Genomic DNA, 17563 nt, shown 5'->3' with positions numbered 1-17563 from the left:
TTTCGACAAACCTATGAGATGGGAAAATCAGCTTCTGCTAGCTCTTCATCATTGCTGCCGGGTATATCCTGAGTTTCCTTTTCTAGCTCCTTGAAGAGAAGATATGTGTCAATATTTCCTGTCTGGGAAAACACTCTCCAGGTAAAATCCATCATCGAAAACCCCACCTTTCAGTTATTCAACTAGCAATTCTTTATCCCAATTCATTTATCTATATCATAGCCTGTCTTTGTAAAATCATGAGACGAAAATATTGTCAATCACCTGTATGCATATAAACCAGAAATGGATAATACTTTAATTAGGGCTGGCTCAGTACTCATCTTCACGGAAGCCAAAATCGCGAAGCTGTGACATTTTATTGCGCCAGTCTTTCTGGACTTTGACCCACAGCTCCAGAAAAACCTGTGATCCAAGAAGATTTTCAATATCCACCCTTGCTCTTTTTCCGATTTCCTTGAGCATTTTTCCTTGCTTTCCAATGACAATGCCCTTCTGGGAGTCACGTTCCACTATGATCGTAGCCATGACATGAACGACATCTTTGTCTTCGCGGCGCTCCATTTTATCAATAGTTACAGCAAGCGAGTGCGGAATTTCCTCTCTTGTTAGATGCAGCGCTTTTTCCCTGATCAGTTCGGAAACGATAAATCTCTCCGGGTGATCTGTTACCTGATCAGCAGGATAAAACTGCGGCCCTTCAGGAATATACTTTTTAATCTGTTCTAACAGCGTCTCTACATTATTGCCTTCCAAAGCAGAAATGGGGATAATTTCACTGAACTCGTACTTTTCCTTGTAAGACTCAATAATTTTAAAAAGTTCATCTGGATGTACCTGGTCAATCTTATTGATCACAAGGAAAATGGGCGTACGGACTGACTGAAATTTCTCAAGTATGAATTCCTCACCGCGTCCAAAGCCTTCCTGGGCATTTACCATAAACAGGATGACATCCACTTCTTTCAGTGTATTTTGGGCAACTTTCATCATAAAGTCTCCCAGTTTATGCTTTGGCTTATGGATTCCTGGCGTATCAATAAAAATATATTGTGCATCATTGGTTGTCAGGACACCCTGAACTTTATTGCGCGTTGTTTGCGGCTTATCACTCATAATGGCAATTTTCTGCCCTATTACGCGATTTAAAAATGTTGACTTTCCTACGTTGGGTCTGCCGATTATGGAAATAAAGCCTGATTTGTGTCCTTGTTGTGTATTATTCATGTAAGTCCTCCGGTGAAAATGCTCCTGGCAGTAATTCTTCAACTGTTAATTCACTAATATCCCCTTTTAAGTTGGTTAGAACAACTTTCATTTCAGGCGGACATAATTCGGATATTACCTGTCTGCATGCACCGCATGGGGGAACAGGACGGTCTGTGTCAGCAACAACAGCAATGGCTGAAAAGCTTTTAACGCCATCAGAATATGCTTTGAAGAGCGCAGTCCTTTCAGCGCAATTACACATGCTGTACGCTGCATTTTCTATGTTGCAGCCGTGAAAAACCTGACCGTCACTGCTTAATAGCGCCGCTCCCACTTTGAATTTTGAATATGGCACATATGCTCTATCTCTTGCAATCTTTGCTTCCTGTATTAGTTGATCGTTATTCACAATTATTTCTTCCTTTCCTGTAAAACGGAGCTGCTCCCGATGCAATCATGGGCTTTGGGGCTCGCAATGCTTCTTTCTGTGAAAAGCAGCCGCTTCTCTTTTATTTTACAACATTTTACTTAGATTTTCATCGATTGTAGCAAAAACGTAATAAAAAAATTGAATTTTCTAAAAATACGTAGGCTTTTTAATTTTATCTGGCCATTGTTTTCTAAATGGCATCCCTCAGATTCTCCCCGGCCTGCGAAATTTAATGCTGTTCTGTCATTTTAGCTGATTCAGTGAACGTTTTCAAACTCGGGTCCGATAATTCAAAGCAGTTTACGATTAGCCTTAATTATTCATTAAGAAAAAAGCAAAGCTGCCCATTCGGACAGCTTCACATTACTGCAAAAATATCAGGATTTTAGGCAGGAATATTACTCCGCCTATTATTACACTTATTATGGCAAACACCAGTACCGCTCCAGCGGCTATATCCTTAGCCTGCTTGGCAAGGGGATGGTAATCTTCGGTTGCCAGATCCACAGCCCTTTCAATGGCTGTATTAAGGAGTTCAAGTGAGAGCATTCCCCCGATGGCCAGCAGAATGATTATCCATTCAAGCCGGGAAATGCCAAAATATATTCCAAAGAACATGACAGCGAGGGATACTGCCAAATGTATCTGCAGATTCCTTTCGTTCAATAACGCCGTTCTAATTCCGGAAAAAGCAAACACAAAGGATTTGAGGACATTGTGTTTTCGGACTTTTTTATCTTGTGAGCCCGTATTCATCAAGTATATCCTTCTGGCGGGAAAACATTTTTTTCTCATCTTCCGGATTTTCATGATCATAGCCAAGAAGATGCAGGAAGCCATGGACCGCCAAAAAGCCAAGCTCCCTAATAAAAGAATGTCCATACTCCTCCGCCTGCTCCTTCGCCTTAGCAGTGGAGATGATGATATCCCCCAGGATTCGCGGCATATCAGCCCCAATCAGTTCAATTTCACCTTCACCAAGTTCTTCCATCGCGAAAGAAATGACATCAGTCGGCCGATCTTTATCCCGATATTCCTTGTTGATCTCGCGGATCCGCTCATTCGTCACAAACGTAATGGATACCTCGCTTTCAGGCTCCACAGATTCTTTTGAAGCCGCAAAGTTAATTAACTCTTCAATTTTGGCTATATCATTTTCCTGAAGCTCATTCGTTTCGTCTAAAAAATCAATGTTTAAATTCATGCCTGTTTCACCTTCTGTTTTGTCATTTCAGGATACTCAATACGTGAATGGAAAATTCCGTTTAACGTCTCACAGAAAGAGTGTGAAACGGTTTCCAGCTCTTTTAAGGTTAAATCACATTCATTCAGCTGTCCATCCTGAAGCCTGTCTGCGATTATCTTTTTGACTAAATCCTCTATTTGCTCTGTTGTAGGATGTGCCATTGAACGGACTGCAGCTTCTACACTATCCGCAATGCCAATGACTGCCGACTCTTTTGATTGCGGTTTAGGTCCAGGATAGCGGTAGTCCTCTTCTTTTACCTCAAGACCATTTTGTTTTGCTTTGTAGTAAAAAAATTTCAGCAATGTTGTCCCATGATGCTGTTCGGCAATATCCACTATCTCCTTAGGCATCTTATGCTTTCTCAGCATTTCAGCACCATCTGCGGCATGGGCGATAATAATATTCTTACTGGTCTGGGGAGGAAGCCGATCATGCGGATTTTCAATATTCACCTGATTTTCAATAAAAAACTGCGGCCGTTTCGTTTTGCCGATATCGTGATAGTAGCAGCCCACCCTTGCTAAAAGACCATTTGCCCCAATAGCTTCACAAGCTGACTCGGAGAGATTTGCAACCATTACACTATGATGGTAGGTTCCGGGAGATTCGGTCAGTATCTTTCTCAGCAGCGGATGATTAGGATTAGATAGCTCAATCAGCCTCATAGTAGACAAAATTCCAAATCCCGCCTCAAAATATGGCAGCAGGCCAATGGCCAGGACTGCAGACGAAATACCTGAAATCAAAGCAATTACAAAGTAAAATCCATATTCAATCGTTTCATAGTGGCCATTTCTTAAGAAAAGCATTGAAAAGATAACAAGTATGTTTACTGCAGATACGAATAAACCAGCCTGCAATATTTTAGAGCGGCGATTCTGTCTGCTCAAAAACAAAATGGCAGCCAAGCCGCTGCAAAGGATATAAATGGCTGATGTCAGCTGGAATGTCCCTGTAACACCTTCATTAAAAATGATGCTTCCGCTGATAGCCATAATAATTGTGTAGTACATTGCAAGCTTTTCATCAATCAGTATTTTGATCAGCATAGCTCCCATAGCTGCAGGATAGATATACCCTATCTCTGAGTAATCGGCGTATTGGAAAAGGCTGATGACCTTCATAAGCAATAACGATAAGATAAAGACAAGGCTGAACAGCAATAAATAGCTTTGCTTTAATTCCCTCTGTACATTCAGTTCGTGGAAATAATAATATAGAGCTGATAAAACAATGATAATGATCAAAGATAAGCCGATAAAAGGCTGAATCGAATTAACACTGTCCAGAAGCCCTACAAGTTCAAGCTGTCGGTATATGTCCCTGCTGATCAGCTGATTTTCTTCAACAATGATCTGTCCCTGAAGAATTTTTACTGGCTCGACACTTTCAATGGTCTGCTGCCGTAATTCTTCCGTGGCCGCAGGATCATAGAATTGATTTTGATATATTGCATAGCGCCCAAGCTCTATTGCGGCTTTTTTTGTTTCTGAATTTAAGCTGGTGAACTTCAGTTCTTCTTCAACACGCTTCTTTGCGTTCTCCACCTGTTCAGCCGGAATTTCATTATTCATGATTTTATTGATGGCCGTAACAGTAAGGTCTTTCGCAATGCTCAGTTCTCCCTCCTTTGCCTGCAGCAAAGCAAGGAAGACGCCATCCGATACTTCACGTGTTACATCATCAGTGAGTTTTTCTTTAACCATGGACAATTTCTCTTTAGGACCAGGGGCGGAAGGGTCTGGTGCCTCTACATCTTTGTCTGACTCATTTGCAGAAGCCTTCTTTTTCTCTTCCATCCCTTCTTTTACTTCTTCATTCACTTCCGAAACTGATCCAAAAATGGAGGTAACGAGGTCAACTCTGTTTTGGGCAATCTCCTTTTTTACAACGTAAATATCCTTAACATTATTTTCTGCTTCTTTTCTCTTTCTTTCTGTGCTTGCTTTATCCTCTATTGTAATGGGTGACCTTATTGTCTGTTCAGCGACAGAGAATAGACTTAAATCCAGCTTTTCAGGCTTCACATTGCTATACATGGAAAAATACATAGCAACTCCCAAAAGAACAAATAAGAGAACACGAAAAAAGGTCATATTAAGTAAATTTCTGATTGTAGTCATACTCTGCTGAAGATTTGACACATTTACCCCTCCTGTCCTGGGTAAAAAACTTCCAATATTCTTAAATGTTTTAATTATTAATTATGTAAAATCATAACAGTTTTTCAGTGGGTTTTCACTAATGAAAAATGGACTATCTATTAACAGGTTACCTAATCATTTCATTAATAGCAAATAATTCCATAGTAATTACCTGCCGATTTTATCTTCAAATCGAGTAGAGGGAAAATAAAGTAAGTTATTTTCGCCCCTCTCACAACACCGTACGTACGGATCGCGTATACGGCGTTTCAATTTATATTACAGTGTGTACTTTTAGATAGTGTTCAAAAGCAGAGGGGAGCCCCCTCTGCTTTAATCTTTTATTGGATATTGCTCTTTGGACGACTTTCGATAATCCTATAAAACGGTAACCTTTTCGACAGTAGGTTAATCCTTTCGCTTCTTCCTCCGGAATCCCTAGTTGAATAAGCGATTTGATTTGTTTCTTGGGTACCTTCCATTGCTTCCAGATGATTACCCTAATTCTGGAACGCAATTTCATATCAATTCGCTTTATTGCTTTTTTCATCTTTGTGATTCTGAAGTAGTTTATCCATCCGAATATGACTTGTTTAAGCTTCACTATTCGAAGCCCTAGTGGAATACTCCAGTTCCGTTTTGTTAGTTGTCGAAGCCTCCTCTGGAATTTCTGGATTGAACTTAGGTGAGGTTTTACTTGGTATCTTAGGTTATTAACATCGAAGTAATAAGCGAACCCTAAGAATTTCAATTCTTTTGGGCGTGAAATTTTACTCTTCTCTGCGTTAACTATTAATCCTAGTTTGTCCTCTATATACCTCACTACTGATTTCATTACTCTTTTAGCTGCTTTTTCGCTTTTCACAAAAATGAGGGAATCATCGGCATATCTCACAAACCGTAATCCTCTTTTCTCTAGTTCCCTATCAAGTTCGTTTAACATAATATTACTCAATAATGGGCTAAGAGGACCTCCTTGCGGAGTCCCAACGGGAGTTTCTTCATATTTCCCTTTTACCATAACTCCACTGACTAAGTATTTTCTAATTAACGAGATGACATCACCATCATCTATTGTGTTGGCAATAATGCGCATGAGTTTATCGTGATGAACAGTATCGAAGAATCTTTCAAGGTCGATGTCTATTACCCAATCATCACCATCATTCATAAATTCCAGGCTTTTAATTATCGCCATCTCACAACTTCTTTTTGGTCTGAAACCGTAACTGAACTCGCTGAACTGTTCTTCAAATATCGGACTGAGAACTTGATGTATGGCTTGTTGAACGACTCTATCCACTACTGTTGGTATTCCCAATTTGCGCATCTTGCCATTTTCTTTTGGAATTTCCACTCTTAAGGCAGCTTGTGGTTGGTATTTTCTTGTTCTGATGCGCTGACGCAGCTCATCTTTGTTCTCTTTCAGATATTGCTTTAATTCGTCGACTGTTACACCATCGATGCCACTTGTGCCTTTATTTCTATAGACACGCAAGTAGGCTTCGTTCATATTTTGGTTACTTATGATCTGTTCTAAAAGTTTCACACTCGTTTCTCCTTCCCTCTCACGTAGTAAGTAATATCTCCTTTTTGGTTATCCTTTGAGATACGCTCATACTTTCGCCATTAACACATTCGGAGTTCGTCACTTACGCATTCGTGGAGTTGAAACACTATAAATTGTTCAGCCCTTCATGAGTTTACTCATTACTATGGCCTCTGCTGACTTCTTGCGATTAACCGTTTTCGACTGTACTACCGTACATCCGCAAGACCTCCCAGGGTAAGACAACTATCTTTCCTCTTTTACTCGCCTGATTTACTCTATAAAGTTACGCACATCTTTTGGACTTTGACTTGTCTTGGAGTCTCATCCCTTTATAAAGCCTTAGTATCAGATTCCTGTACGTCGAGCCAAGATTTTATTCCACGCTTCCTCCAGCCCTTATCTCACGATAAGTACCTTGCGCTTCCTTAGTGGTTGGATGATGTGTACCCCCACAGCGGACTTTCACCACCTAGATAGTTGCCATGCCTGGCACACAAGAAAAAACCGCCAAAAAAGGCGGCTTCATGGTTCATTGGCTATCTTCTGTCTGGTATGCCTGAATAATCCTTCCCACAAGCGGATGACGCACCACATCACTTTGTTCCAAGTGAACGAATGATAGTCCGCTTACACCCTTGAGTATGTCTTCTGCTGCGATCAGACCTGATTTTACACCCTTTGGAAGGTCAACCTGTGTTCTGTCTCCGGTAATAATCATTTTTGAACCAAAGCCCAGCCTGGTCAGAAACATCTTCATTTGCGCCTGAGTTGTATTTTGCGCTTCGTCCAGTATGACAAAGGCATCATCTAAAGTTCTTCCGCGCATATAAGCCAGCGGTGCAATTTCAATCGTGCCTCTTTCAATCATTCTTTGTGTATGCTCTGCACCTAATATATCATGCAAAGCATCATACAAAGGCCGTAAGTAAGGATCGACTTTTTCCTTAAGATCCCCCGGAAGAAAGCCAAGGCTTTCTCCCGCTTCGACTGCAGGGCGGGTTAGAATGATTCTTTTCACATTCCCATTTTTCAAAGCATTGACAGCCATGACAACTGCCAAATATGTTTTTCCTGTTCCTGCTGGCCCTATGCCAAAAACCAGGTCATTTTGGCGGATTGCTTGAATGTATTGACGCTGTCCCAGTGTCTTAACACGAATAGACTTTCCTTTTGCGTTTTTAGTGATTTCTTCTTCGTATAAATCACTGAAATACTCTAGTGTTCCCTTGTTTGCCATTTGAAGAGCATACATAACATCTCTCTGGCTTATATTTATACCTTTCCGGATTACATAAAGCAGTTTATCCAGAACCTTTCCAGCCAGTTCCACTTTGTCCATTTCGCCAGACACATAAACGGATTCTCCCCTGGTTACAATGGAAACATTCAGTTCTTGCTCAATAATTTTTAGGTTTGCATCTGAATTGCCTAATAATGCAATGGCTTCATTAGGATCTTCCAGCTGCAGGTTCATTGTTTTCAAGTCTTCTGTCATTCCGAATCTCCTTGAATAATTGGTTGTCCTTCTGCAATATTCTCAATAATTTGGAAATGTATTGCTATAGTTACTTTACCATTGTCAATTGATTGGTGCAAAACTTTTTCTCCCTTAACTTTAGCATTTTCATCTAAGCTGCTTTTTATTTTTTTTCTTGCCAAAGCTTTCGCAGCGTCAAAAGCCTCTTTATTGGAATATATTCTGGTGACTTGCTCTCTTTCACGGAATGTCTTATTTACGTAGGAAACAGGCAGTTCCCATTTCAGGAACTTTACTGCTTTCTCATTTTCCTCTAATTCATACTCTTCAAACCCCGGTTTTCCAAAACCCCATATAGGAATTTCCAGATTTCCGATTGTGATGCTATGCTTAACTTTTTCATTGCCGCTAAAGACTTTGAATGTGCTCTTAAGCGGAAGAATGACTTCAGATTTATACCATGTTTCCCCGAAAACCTCCCCTTTTGAAGGAACAGTTTCCGTTTGGCCCTCTTTACCGATGATCCCGGAGACTAAAAGCTGTCCTGGCTGAACATGATCGTGAATATCGACGACCGGACGCCCTTCTTCAACAAACATTTCTACAATAACAGCTTTCTTCTTGGCTACCAGATGCCGCGGGCTTAAATACTCCGGTTTCTCAGGTTCATTTTTCTCAACTACCTGCAGATGGTAGGTTGTCCCTTTTAACTCCACGCCAACCCAGGTTATTGCCTCGATATTGTTGGATAGTGTCCGCTGAATAGACTCCACGTTATCTACAAAGAACTGCAGCTTTCCTTTTTTAACCCCCATCTTGTCCAATTCTTTGATGATCTGATATTCAGTTGCAGGATTTGCCCCCTTAATCTCTATGCCCCAAACCATATTGGATAAAAGGAGAATGACAGCAACAAACGCGAGGGCACCAGCTGCAAATCCGCTGTTTTTCAGCAGCCTTTTCATAAGGAACGGTGCTCCTGCCCGCTGCAGGAACTCGATTCTGCAATCGCTGTTCCTGGCGTGGCTTCTTATTTTTTTTGCATCTTCCAATTTCATTTTGAAGGTGACTGATTGCGTTCCATGGTTCTTTACATTCCAGATATTGATTCCGCTGCGGGTAAGTGCATTAATAAATCTTTCTATTCCTTTCCCGCTTGCTTTAACTGTTACAAGGCCCCTGTAAAATTCGATCCACTGGTTCTTCATTTCCTTCCCCCTGAATTCTTAATCAGTGTCTGTAATATAAGTTACTGAATCAATTTTTCCCTCGAGCAGTATTTCTTCCGGCAGTATCGTTTTTATGACGAAGGCTTTCCCTCTTATTAAAAGCTGCCCCTGCTTTAATAGCAGTCTTAATTCCTTATCTGAAAAAGCCAGTAATCCCCTGTGGTTTTCTATATAGATATGGATTTGCCCAATCATTGTAATGCGGGGCAGGTCCATCATGACATCTTGAGGAAGCTCCATATTTTTAGTCATCCAGCCGCGGACGAATTGTCCCCACTTTTTTGCCATAAAAAAAGAACCCCCTTTCATCTCATATTTATGAAATGAACGGAGGTTCTAGCACTTATTTTTTACCGCTTTCTGTTGAGGGACCTGTGAGGATTTTTAGATCTTGGAGGTCCAAGAATCTCAGACCAGATAATACCATCAACAAGCGACTGTTTCTGCGGTTCAAACTTACCGGCTCCTGAGGCTTCCACCGGGTAAGTTTTTGTATTGGCTGCTGTTCTCGATATCGCGCTTGCTTTTCTTTCAGCAGCTCTCTGCTGACTCTGGAGAGCCTTCATGCTTTGTTCTGTCTGCTGTTTACGCTGTCTGTATTCTTGTTCTATTCTTCTGGATTTCTCTGTCAGCTTCCTCTTTTCCTCTTCCAGCACTTCGGCCAATGCAGGATCTGCAGAAGTTCTTTCCGCCTGTGTCCGATTCTCTTGCTGTACTGAACGGGGAGCCTGTTTTACAGGCCTTTCCTCCTTCTTTTTTTTGAACATGGAGGAAATGAAAGCAATAACAGCAATGAGAATAAAAGGATTCTCAAATAAAAATTCCAAGAGAGTTTCCTCCCTTCTCCCAATAAGGGATCATTTAGTCATTTTTACGGCCATTTTTGCCGTCGTCACTCATATTGCCGATTGAATCCCTCATTTCGGTATCAGCCGAGATGTTTTGGATATTCATATAGTCCATTACCCCAATATTTCCGGATCGGAGTGCTTCTGACATGGCAAGCGGCACCTGTGCCTCTGCTTCCACAACCTTCGCTCTCATTTCTTCAACCCGTGCTTTCATTTCCTGTTCCTGAGCTACGGCCATAGCACGTCTTTCTTCGGCTTTAGCCTGGGCAATCTTCTTGTCTGCTTCAGCCTGTTCAGTTTGAAGTTCTGCACCAATATTTTTGCCGATATCCACATCTGCTATATCAATCGAGAGAATTTCAAAAGCAGTGCCTGCATCCAAACCTTTTGAAAGAACAGTCTGAGAAATCATATCCGGATTTTCAAGTACTTTCTTGTGATCTGTCTGCGAACCGATCGTAGAGACAATCCCCTCACCAACACGCGCAACGATTGTTTCTTCACCGGCCCCCCCGACCAGACGGTCAATATTGGCACGGACTGTAATTCGCGCTTTTGCCTTTACTTCGATACCATCCATCGCCACACCGGCAATAAAAGGTGTTTCAATTACTTTTGGATTAACACTCATCTGAACTGCTTCCAAAACGTCACGCCCTGCCAGGTCAATGGCTGCACTGCGCTCAAAGCTTAAATCAATATTGGCACGGTGTGCTGCTATTAACGCATTAACAACTCTATCAACATTTCCTCCTGCAAGGTAGTGGCTCTCCAGCTGGTTTGTTGTTACTTCAAGTCCTGCCTTGTGAGCTTTGATTAACGGATTGATGACACGGCTTGGTATAACCCGGCGGAGCCTCATCCCGATTAATGTAAAGATACTGACTCTGACACCCGCAGCCAATGCTGATATCCACAGCATAACCGGTACAAAGGTGAATAATATACCCAGCAATATAACACCGAGTACAACGGCAACCAATATTGCTACTGTTCCTGCTTCTAACATAATTTTACCTCCTGATGATTTTTATTTATCTAAATCAAGATTAGATATTTCTCTGACAACAATACGCGATCCTTCTGCTTTAACTACTTTTACTTTTGCCCCTTTAAGGATAAAGGCTCCCTCACTGACAACGTCTATTCTTTCATCCTCTATGACTACTGTACCCGAAGGCCTTAAAGCTGTAAGTGCATAACCCTCATGACCAATCAGTTCAAGTCTGCTCTTATTTGAAATATAGCCTTTTTCAGTATTTGTGCTATCGGTTAAAATAATTTTTTTAAAGAATTTCATCTTTTTACCAAACACCTTTATCATTAATATAGATGCCAATATTGAAACTCCCATAGCAATTAAAATAGACATTCCCATATGGGCCACATTGTCAGAAGCCAGGAACAGGCTCCCGAGTATTGCTGCAATACCGGCTATTCCCGCAATGCCTCCAGGAAGGAAAAACTCGGCAATTATTAAGCCAATTCCTAATACAAACAATATTAAAGTCTCATATCCTGCCAGCCCGGCCACCATATGACCATAAAAGAACAGAAGCAGGGACGATAATCCCATTAATCCAGGAATGCCAAAACCCGGTGAATACAGTTCCAGAACCAGCCCGAGGCTTCCAATAGATAATAGAATTGGTATGACGACAGGATGGGTAATAAAACGGGCTACCTTCTCTGCAAAGCTTTCATCAATTGTCTGTATATTAGCTTCATTAAATCCGAGCACTTTCAGTAACTCTGCCCTTGAATCTACTGTACCTTCCGAATAACCTACCTGCTCAGCCTGTTCAGCTGTGAGGGTAAGCAGCTTTCCTTTCGGTGCCCCCAATTCAGGCAGATCCACAGATTCATCTGCCATAGCAAGGGCATAAACAGGATCTCTGTCCGTTTGTGAGGCCGCACTCTGCATTGCTGCAAACCAGTATGATTCTGCTTTCTTACCAGCTGTATTTCCCTGCTGGTCAATAATTGCGGCTGAACCCATTGTTGAACCAGGTACCATGTATATTTCATCCGTATTCAAAGCAATATAGGCACCTGCAGATAAAGCCTGCTTGTTGACAAAAGAGATTGTTTTTACATTTGTTGAGGTTAACAGCCTGCCAATTTGTCCGGCTGCATCCACTGCCCCTCCGGGTGTATTTATTTCAAATATTATGGCTGATGCATTTTCTTCTTCAGCTGTTTGCACGGCTCTGCTTAAGAATGCATATAGCCCTTTTTCCACCGTTTCTTCGATCGGAACAATTAGCACTTTTTCGTTATCGGCGTTTCCCTGAAAAGGGCTTACAAGCAGCAGCAGAGCAAAAAACAATGCAAAGGCGGTTATTGCTCTTCTGGCAATCAAACCTTTCCCCCTTTATCCGCAAAAATGATTTCTATATGTATTTACGATTGAATCATTAAAAAGTTTCATTATTATTTATTCAGAAATCTGCTGCATCTTTAGTATAACCTAGAAATAAGAGTAATTCATATCACCACTCTTTTGCTGTTACAAAAGTAAAAAAGACCGTCAGCCATCGGCTTTCGGTCTTTTAATGCATAGTTTTATGAAAGGTGTTGTTGTACAAATTTATTTATTAGTGATCCATCTGCCTTGCCTTTTACCTTAGGCATGATAGCAGCCATCACTTTTCCCATATCAGCTTTTGAAGAAGCACCTGTTTCTGCAACTGTTTCTGCAACAATTTTTGAAACTTCATCTTCAGAGAGCTGTTTTGGCATATATAATTCTACATACTGAAGTTCAGTACGAATTTTTTCAACAAGATCTTCACGACCTGCTTTTTCAAATTCATGGAGGGAATCCTTGCGTTGTTTAACTTCGCGAGAAAGGACAGTTAACTCCTGTTCTTCGTTAAGATCTTCACCGAGCTTGATTGCTTCGTTTTGAAGCGAAGCTTTAATCATACGAATAACAGTAAGCTTTTCTTTTTCTTTATTCCTCATCGCTTGTTTCATATCTTCATTTAAACGCTCGAGAAGACTCATTACATACACCCTCTCTTACCACTTACGCTTTCTAGCAGCCTCAGACTTTTTCTTACGTTTAATACTAGGTTTTTCATAGAATTCGCGCTTTCTTGCTTCCTGCAAAGTACCAGTTTTTGATACTGAACGTTTGAAACGACGAAGAGCATCTTCAAGCGATTCGTTTTTACGAACGACGGTTTTAGACATTCTCTTTCCCTCCCTCCGAGCACAACACACTTACATCAACAACATGGTTTATTCCATGTACCTTGCAATTATAATATAACAGCTTATCAAGGTCAACAGTAATTAGCCTGCTGCGGGATTGATTTTTATAGATTGTGCTTATTTAGTACCCCATTTTTGACAAGCTAAACATTTTTTTGCACATAAGCATGTCCCAGCAGGGTGTCCCATAGTATTAAATGTAGGGGGTGAATGATTGGTCCAGCTTTTATTATTTTTTCTGCTCATTGGGTTATTTATTTATGGTATGACACTCTTAAGATCGGGATTATTTAATTTATCTGCCGATTCATTAAAGAATTGGCTGGCAGTTATGACTAATTCACCTTGGAAAGGCACTGTTATGGGCACAATCGTGACAGCTGTCCTGCAGAGCAGTTCAGCGGTAATGATCATAACAATCGGAATGGTTTCTGCACGGATGCTGACTTTTCCCCAGACGATTGGCATCATATTAGGAACCAACATAGGTACAACATTTACGACAGAGTTAATCACTTTTAATATTGAGTCATATATTGTTCCGCTTGCTGCTGCCGGGAGCATCCTCGCTGTAATGAAGAATAAGAGCCTGCGTAGCTCCGGTCTGGCAGTGCTTGGATTATCAGCGGTTTTTGCAGCAATGCGCGGGTTTGAATATCTTGCTGGTTCTGTGAAAGATAATGATATGGTCAACCATTGGCTGCTTACTTTGGATGGGAATTATTTATTCGCTGTGGCTGCCGGAATTGTCCTTACGGCTATCATCCAATCAAGCACAGCAACAACTGGCATTATAATGGGGTTTTTAACTGCTGGCGCAATGGATTTGGATACGGGCATTGCCATAATGCTTGGATCTAATATAGGTACATGCGTAGACGCATATTTAGCATCCATCGGTTCAGGAAAAGAAGCAAAACTGACTGCCTATGCCCATATTTGGCTGAACTGTATGGGTGTGGCGGCCTTTTATCCTTTTATTCATGCCCTTGCTGTTTTCGGTGAGAGTGCAGCCAGTTCACCGGATGTGCAGCTTGCGCATATCAGTGTTTTATTTAATGTAATATCTTCACTGCTTGTTCTTCCATTTGCAAATCAGTTTGGAAGGTTTGTCATTAGACTGCACGGCCGATAAAAAATAAAAAATGCCGGGAAATCCCGGCATTTTCTTAGTAATCCGAATCGCTTGTTAAACCGTTGACAATAGCAGCGCCGGAGCTCGCTCCGATTCTCGTTGCACCTGCTTCAATCATCTTCTGTGCATCTTCTGCGCTTCTTACTCCGCCCGAAGCTTTTACGCCAAGATCAGGTCCGACAGTTTTTCTCATTAGGGCAATATCTTCAGCAGTTGCGCCGCCTGTTGAGAATCCTGTAGATGTTTTTACAAAGTCAGCACCTGCTTTTACAGAAAGTTCACATGCTCTAACTTTTTCTTCTTCAGTCAAAAGGCAAGTTTCGATAATAACCTTGGTTAATGCTTTTCCTTTTGCAGCATCAACAACCGCACGGATGTCCCGTTCAACCAGCTCATTGTCTCCGCCTTTTAAAGCGCCAATGTTGATGACCATATCCACTTCTGTTGCACCGTTTTCAATGGCATTCTTTGTTTCAAATGCTTTTGTTTCAGGTGTGGAAGCTCCCAGCGGGAATCCGATTACAGTGCAGACCTTCACTTCGGTTCCGTTAAGCAGGTCGCTTGAGAGTTTAACCCATGTCGGATTAACACAAACAGACGCGAAATTGTATTCTTTAGCTTCCGCACAGATTTTTTCTATTTGGTCTTTTGTTGCATCGGCTTTAAGTAATGTATGATCGATCATTTTTGCTACGTTATTTGTCATTTTAACTACTCCTTTTAAAAACAGTTGTACGTACCTCTTACATAATATCACTTAGATAATAAAATATCGAGCACTATTTATATTTTTTGTAATCGTTTTCGAAAGTAGTTTTCCCAAAAGATATTAATAAATTTATCAAAAAAAAGGAACTACCCTAAGGTAATTCCTTTAGACTGCCGCCTCTTCTGTTTCGTTCAATTCATCAAGGACTCTTACAAATTGACCTTCATTGTATGGGTAGCCGGCTTTTGTGATTTTTACTTTTACGATCTGGCCGACCATTTCTTCTGTTGCCGGGAAGACGATTTTTAAATAATTGTCAGTGTATCCGACAAATAAATTGCTGTCACTGCTTTCCTTAAAGCTTTCCTCCGGGATCACTTCGAGAACTTCACCTTCGTACTGAGCTGCATATTCTTTTGCAAGCTGATCTGACAAGGCGATCAGGCGATGAACACGCTCATTTTTTACTTCTTCATCGATCTGGTCGTCCATTCTTGCCGCAGGCGTTCCAGTACGCTTTGAATACGGGAATACATGAAGCTCGGAAAATTTATGCTCTTTAATAAAGTTGTAGGTTTCCATAAATTCTTCTTCTGTTTCCCCCGGGAAGCCTACGATAACATCAGATGTAACAGCCAAGCCTGGAAGAGCTTCCTTCAAGCGCTCGAGACGCTCTGCAAAGAATTCCATGGTATACTTGCGGCGCATTCTTTTAAGGACCGTATTTGAGCCTGACTGCAGAGGAATGTGCAGATGCCTTACCACGACCTTGGACTTATCCATAACTTCAATAACTTCATCGGTAATTTGGCTGGCTTCAATTGAGGAGATTCTTAAACGTTTAAGACCTTTCACCTGATCTTCCAAATCCGTAAGAAGCATAGCCAGGTTGTAATCCTTCATGTCTTCGCCATATCCGCCTGTATGGATTCCAGTCAGGACGATTTCTTTATAGCCGGCATCAACCAGCTGCTGAGCTTGCCGGATTACTTCTTTCGGGTCTCTTGATCTCATTAAGCCGCGCGCCCAGGGAATAATACAGAATGTGCAGAAATTATTGCAGCCTTCCTGTATTTTAAGGGAAGCACGTGTCCGATCTGTAAATGCCGGCACATCGAGCTCTTCGTAGACACGGTTCTTCATGATGTTTCCGACACCATTGATTGGCTGCCGTTCTTGTTTGTATTGCTCGATATATTCAAGCATTTTTACCCGATCCTGAGTCCCTACAACAATATCAACTCCAGGGATTGCCATAATTTCGGCAGGTGAGGTTTGTGCATAACAGCCTGTTACACAGATAACGGCATCAGGGTTTTTTCTGATTGCCCTTCTGATTACCTGACGGCTTTTCTTATCACCGGTATTTGTAACCGTACATGTATTAATCACATATACATCTGAAACGGATTCGAAGTCTGTCCGTTCATATCCAGCTTCTTTGAACAGCTGCCAAATGGCTTCTGTTTCGTAATGATTGACTTTGCAGCCAAGTGTATGAAATGCAACTGCAGGCATCTATATTCACCCCATTAATTCAAAATGATAGGAAACAGCTGACAGCAAATAGAGAGGCGCTGTCTCTGTCCTTAAAATACGCGGTCCCAAACCGCAGGCAAGAAAGCCTGCTTCGAGCAGCAATGAGACTTCATTATCTGCAAGACCGCCTTCAGGTCCGAATACAACTAAAAGTGATTCTCCTTTGTTCATGGAAGAAAGTGTTTTATAGAGCACAGTGTCCTCTCCCTGTTTCGCTTCTTCCTCAAAGGCAATCAATTTATATGAATAATCAGCTGATATTTTCAGCAATGACTTTAAATCAAGCGGTGCAAGAACTTCCGGCACTATGCTCCTATGTGACTGTTCAGCAGCTTCTTTAGCAATCTTCTGCCATCTCTCTGCTTTTTTCACTGATTTCTTCGCATCCCATTTTACTACTGAACGAGCTGAAGTAAAAGGGATAAAACGGCGCGCTCCCAGCTCAGTGCCCTTTTGAATGATCCACTCCAGCTTATCCCCTTTAGGCAGTCCGCTCACAATAGTAATATCTGCAGGCAGCTCAGAAGATCCTTCAATCCATTGTACAACTTCTGCAGCCACATGTTCATCGGTAATTTCTGCAATTGAGCAAAGTGCACTATTTTGAGATGGATCGACACAGATAATTTTGCCGCCTTCTTTCATGCGCATTACCTTCACTATATGATGACGGTCTTCTCCTGTAATATGAAAGTACTTATCTTTAACTGCATTTCCTGTGAAATACCGCTGCACAATCGGCACCCTCTTCCTTACCTGTTCAAGATCCTTTCAACTGTAAAAAGGAGGGTAAGCTATTTACCCCCTTTTTACGGTATAT

19 protein-coding genes are annotated in these 17563 nt (G+C 41.4%); 1 reads left to right on the top strand and 18 read right to left on the bottom strand.

Annotated elements, in window-relative coordinates:
• Positions 1 to 11: 11 nt before the first annotated feature.
• From LLY41_RS06535 to rpsU, 15 genes are all read right to left on the bottom strand, one after another.
• Positions 12 to 155 (bottom strand): YqzL family protein, encoded by a 144-nt coding sequence (locus LLY41_RS06535; RefSeq protein WP_009332996.1) that lies wholly within the window; start codon positions 153 to 155, stop codon positions 12 to 14.
• Between the two features lie 157 nt (positions 156 to 312).
• Positions 313 to 1227: a GTPase Era gene (gene era / locus LLY41_RS06530; RefSeq protein ID WP_304587212.1), complete on the bottom strand. Its 915-nt coding sequence runs from the start codon at positions 1225 to 1227 to the stop codon at positions 313 to 315.
• Positions 1220 to 1663 carry a cytidine deaminase gene (locus tag LLY41_RS06525; RefSeq protein WP_304587211.1) on the bottom strand — a complete coding sequence of 148 codons (444 nt, stop codon included), beginning with the start codon at positions 1661 to 1663 and terminating at the stop codon, positions 1220 to 1222. The genes era and LLY41_RS06525 overlap by 8 nt, the downstream gene beginning before the upstream one ends.
• A gap of 339 nt (positions 1664 to 2002) precedes the next feature.
• Positions 2003 to 2395: a diacylglycerol kinase family protein gene (locus LLY41_RS06520; RefSeq protein WP_095245653.1), complete on the bottom strand. Its 393-nt coding sequence runs from the start codon at positions 2393 to 2395 to the stop codon at positions 2003 to 2005.
• Positions 2373 to 2843: an rRNA maturation RNase YbeY gene (ybeY, locus tag LLY41_RS06515; RefSeq protein WP_095245652.1), complete on the bottom strand. Its 471-nt coding sequence runs from the start codon at positions 2841 to 2843 to the stop codon at positions 2373 to 2375. Before ybeY ends, LLY41_RS06520 begins: the two co-directional genes overlap by 23 nt.
• Positions 2840 to 5032, bottom strand: coding sequence for an HD family phosphohydrolase (locus LLY41_RS06510; RefSeq protein WP_304587209.1), 2193 nt, complete (start codon positions 5030 to 5032; stop codon positions 2840 to 2842). The genes ybeY and LLY41_RS06510 overlap by 4 nt, the downstream gene beginning before the upstream one ends.
• A 274-nt stretch (positions 5033 to 5306) precedes the next feature.
• A complete protein-coding gene (gene ltrA, locus LLY41_RS06505) occupies positions 5307 to 6581 on the bottom strand; it encodes a group II intron reverse transcriptase/maturase (protein WP_304585635.1) in 1275 nt (424 codons plus the stop codon).
• 532 nt (positions 6582 to 7113) lie between these two features.
• A complete protein-coding gene (locus LLY41_RS06500; RefSeq protein WP_304587208.1) occupies positions 7114 to 8079 on the bottom strand; it encodes a PhoH family protein in 966 nt (321 codons plus the stop codon).
• Complete coding sequence (gene yqfD, locus LLY41_RS06495) at positions 8076 to 9269, bottom strand: sporulation protein YqfD (RefSeq protein WP_095245649.1); 1194 nt, start codon at positions 9267 to 9269, stop codon at positions 8076 to 8078. The genes LLY41_RS06500 and yqfD overlap by 4 nt, the downstream gene beginning before the upstream one ends.
• An 18-nt stretch (positions 9270 to 9287) precedes the next feature.
• The gene (gene yqfC, locus LLY41_RS06490) at positions 9288 to 9578 is read right to left on the bottom strand and encodes a sporulation protein YqfC (protein WP_035331147.1); all 291 of its coding nucleotides are present in this window, start codon (positions 9576 to 9578) and stop codon (positions 9288 to 9290) included.
• Between the two features lie 62 nt (positions 9579 to 9640).
• Positions 9641 to 10117 carry a YqfB family membrane protein gene (locus LLY41_RS06485; RefSeq protein WP_095245648.1) on the bottom strand — a complete coding sequence of 159 codons (477 nt, stop codon included), beginning with the start codon at positions 10115 to 10117 and terminating at the stop codon, positions 9641 to 9643.
• A 34-nt stretch (positions 10118 to 10151) separates the two neighbouring features.
• A complete protein-coding gene (gene floA, locus LLY41_RS06480; RefSeq protein WP_076257449.1) occupies positions 10152 to 11150 on the bottom strand; it encodes a flotillin-like protein FloA in 999 nt (332 codons plus the stop codon).
• Positions 11151 to 11171: 21 nt separating this feature from the next.
• Entirely contained in the window at positions 11172 to 12503 is a 1332-nt protein-coding gene (locus LLY41_RS06475) for an NfeD family protein (RefSeq protein ID WP_095245647.1), read from the bottom strand.
• Positions 12504 to 12706: 203 nt separating this feature from the next.
• Positions 12707 to 13150 carry a GatB/YqeY domain-containing protein gene (locus tag LLY41_RS06470; RefSeq protein ID WP_304587204.1) on the bottom strand — a complete coding sequence of 148 codons (444 nt, stop codon included), beginning with the start codon at positions 13148 to 13150 and terminating at the stop codon, positions 12707 to 12709.
• A gap of 15 nt (positions 13151 to 13165) precedes the next feature.
• Positions 13166 to 13339, bottom strand: a complete 174-nt coding sequence (rpsU, locus tag LLY41_RS06465; RefSeq protein WP_009333009.1) for a 30S ribosomal protein S21 — start codon at positions 13337 to 13339, stop codon at positions 13166 to 13168.
• A 235-nt stretch (positions 13340 to 13574) separates the two neighbouring features.
• Between rpsU and LLY41_RS06460 the strand changes: the two genes are divergently transcribed.
• Positions 13575 to 14495 carry a Na/Pi symporter gene (locus LLY41_RS06460; RefSeq protein WP_095245645.1) on the top strand — a complete coding sequence of 307 codons (921 nt, stop codon included), beginning with the start codon at positions 13575 to 13577 and terminating at the stop codon, positions 14493 to 14495.
• Positions 14496 to 14529: 34 nt separating this feature from the next.
• Here LLY41_RS06460 and deoC read toward each other — a convergent pair whose 3' ends face one another.
• From deoC to LLY41_RS06445, 3 genes are all read right to left on the bottom strand, one after another.
• A complete protein-coding gene (gene deoC / locus LLY41_RS06455; RefSeq protein ID WP_095245644.1) occupies positions 14530 to 15201 on the bottom strand; it encodes a deoxyribose-phosphate aldolase in 672 nt (223 codons plus the stop codon).
• Between the two features lie 168 nt (positions 15202 to 15369).
• Positions 15370 to 16722, bottom strand: a complete 1353-nt coding sequence (gene mtaB / locus LLY41_RS06450; RefSeq protein ID WP_095245643.1) for a tRNA (N(6)-L-threonylcarbamoyladenosine(37)-C(2))-methylthiotransferase MtaB — start codon at positions 16720 to 16722, stop codon at positions 15370 to 15372.
• Between the two features lie 6 nt (positions 16723 to 16728).
• The gene (locus LLY41_RS06445) at positions 16729 to 17478 is read right to left on the bottom strand and encodes a 16S rRNA (uracil(1498)-N(3))-methyltransferase (RefSeq protein ID WP_095245642.1); all 750 of its coding nucleotides are present in this window, start codon (positions 17476 to 17478) and stop codon (positions 16729 to 16731) included.
• Positions 17479 to 17563: the final 85 nt, after the last annotated feature.

Source organism: Cytobacillus firmus, from assembly GCF_023612095.1.
GTDB lineage: Bacteria > Bacillota > Bacilli > Bacillales > Cytobacillaceae > Cytobacillus.
Note: the sequence above shows the minus strand (reverse complement) of the source record. Positions and strands in the feature narration are given on the sequence as shown.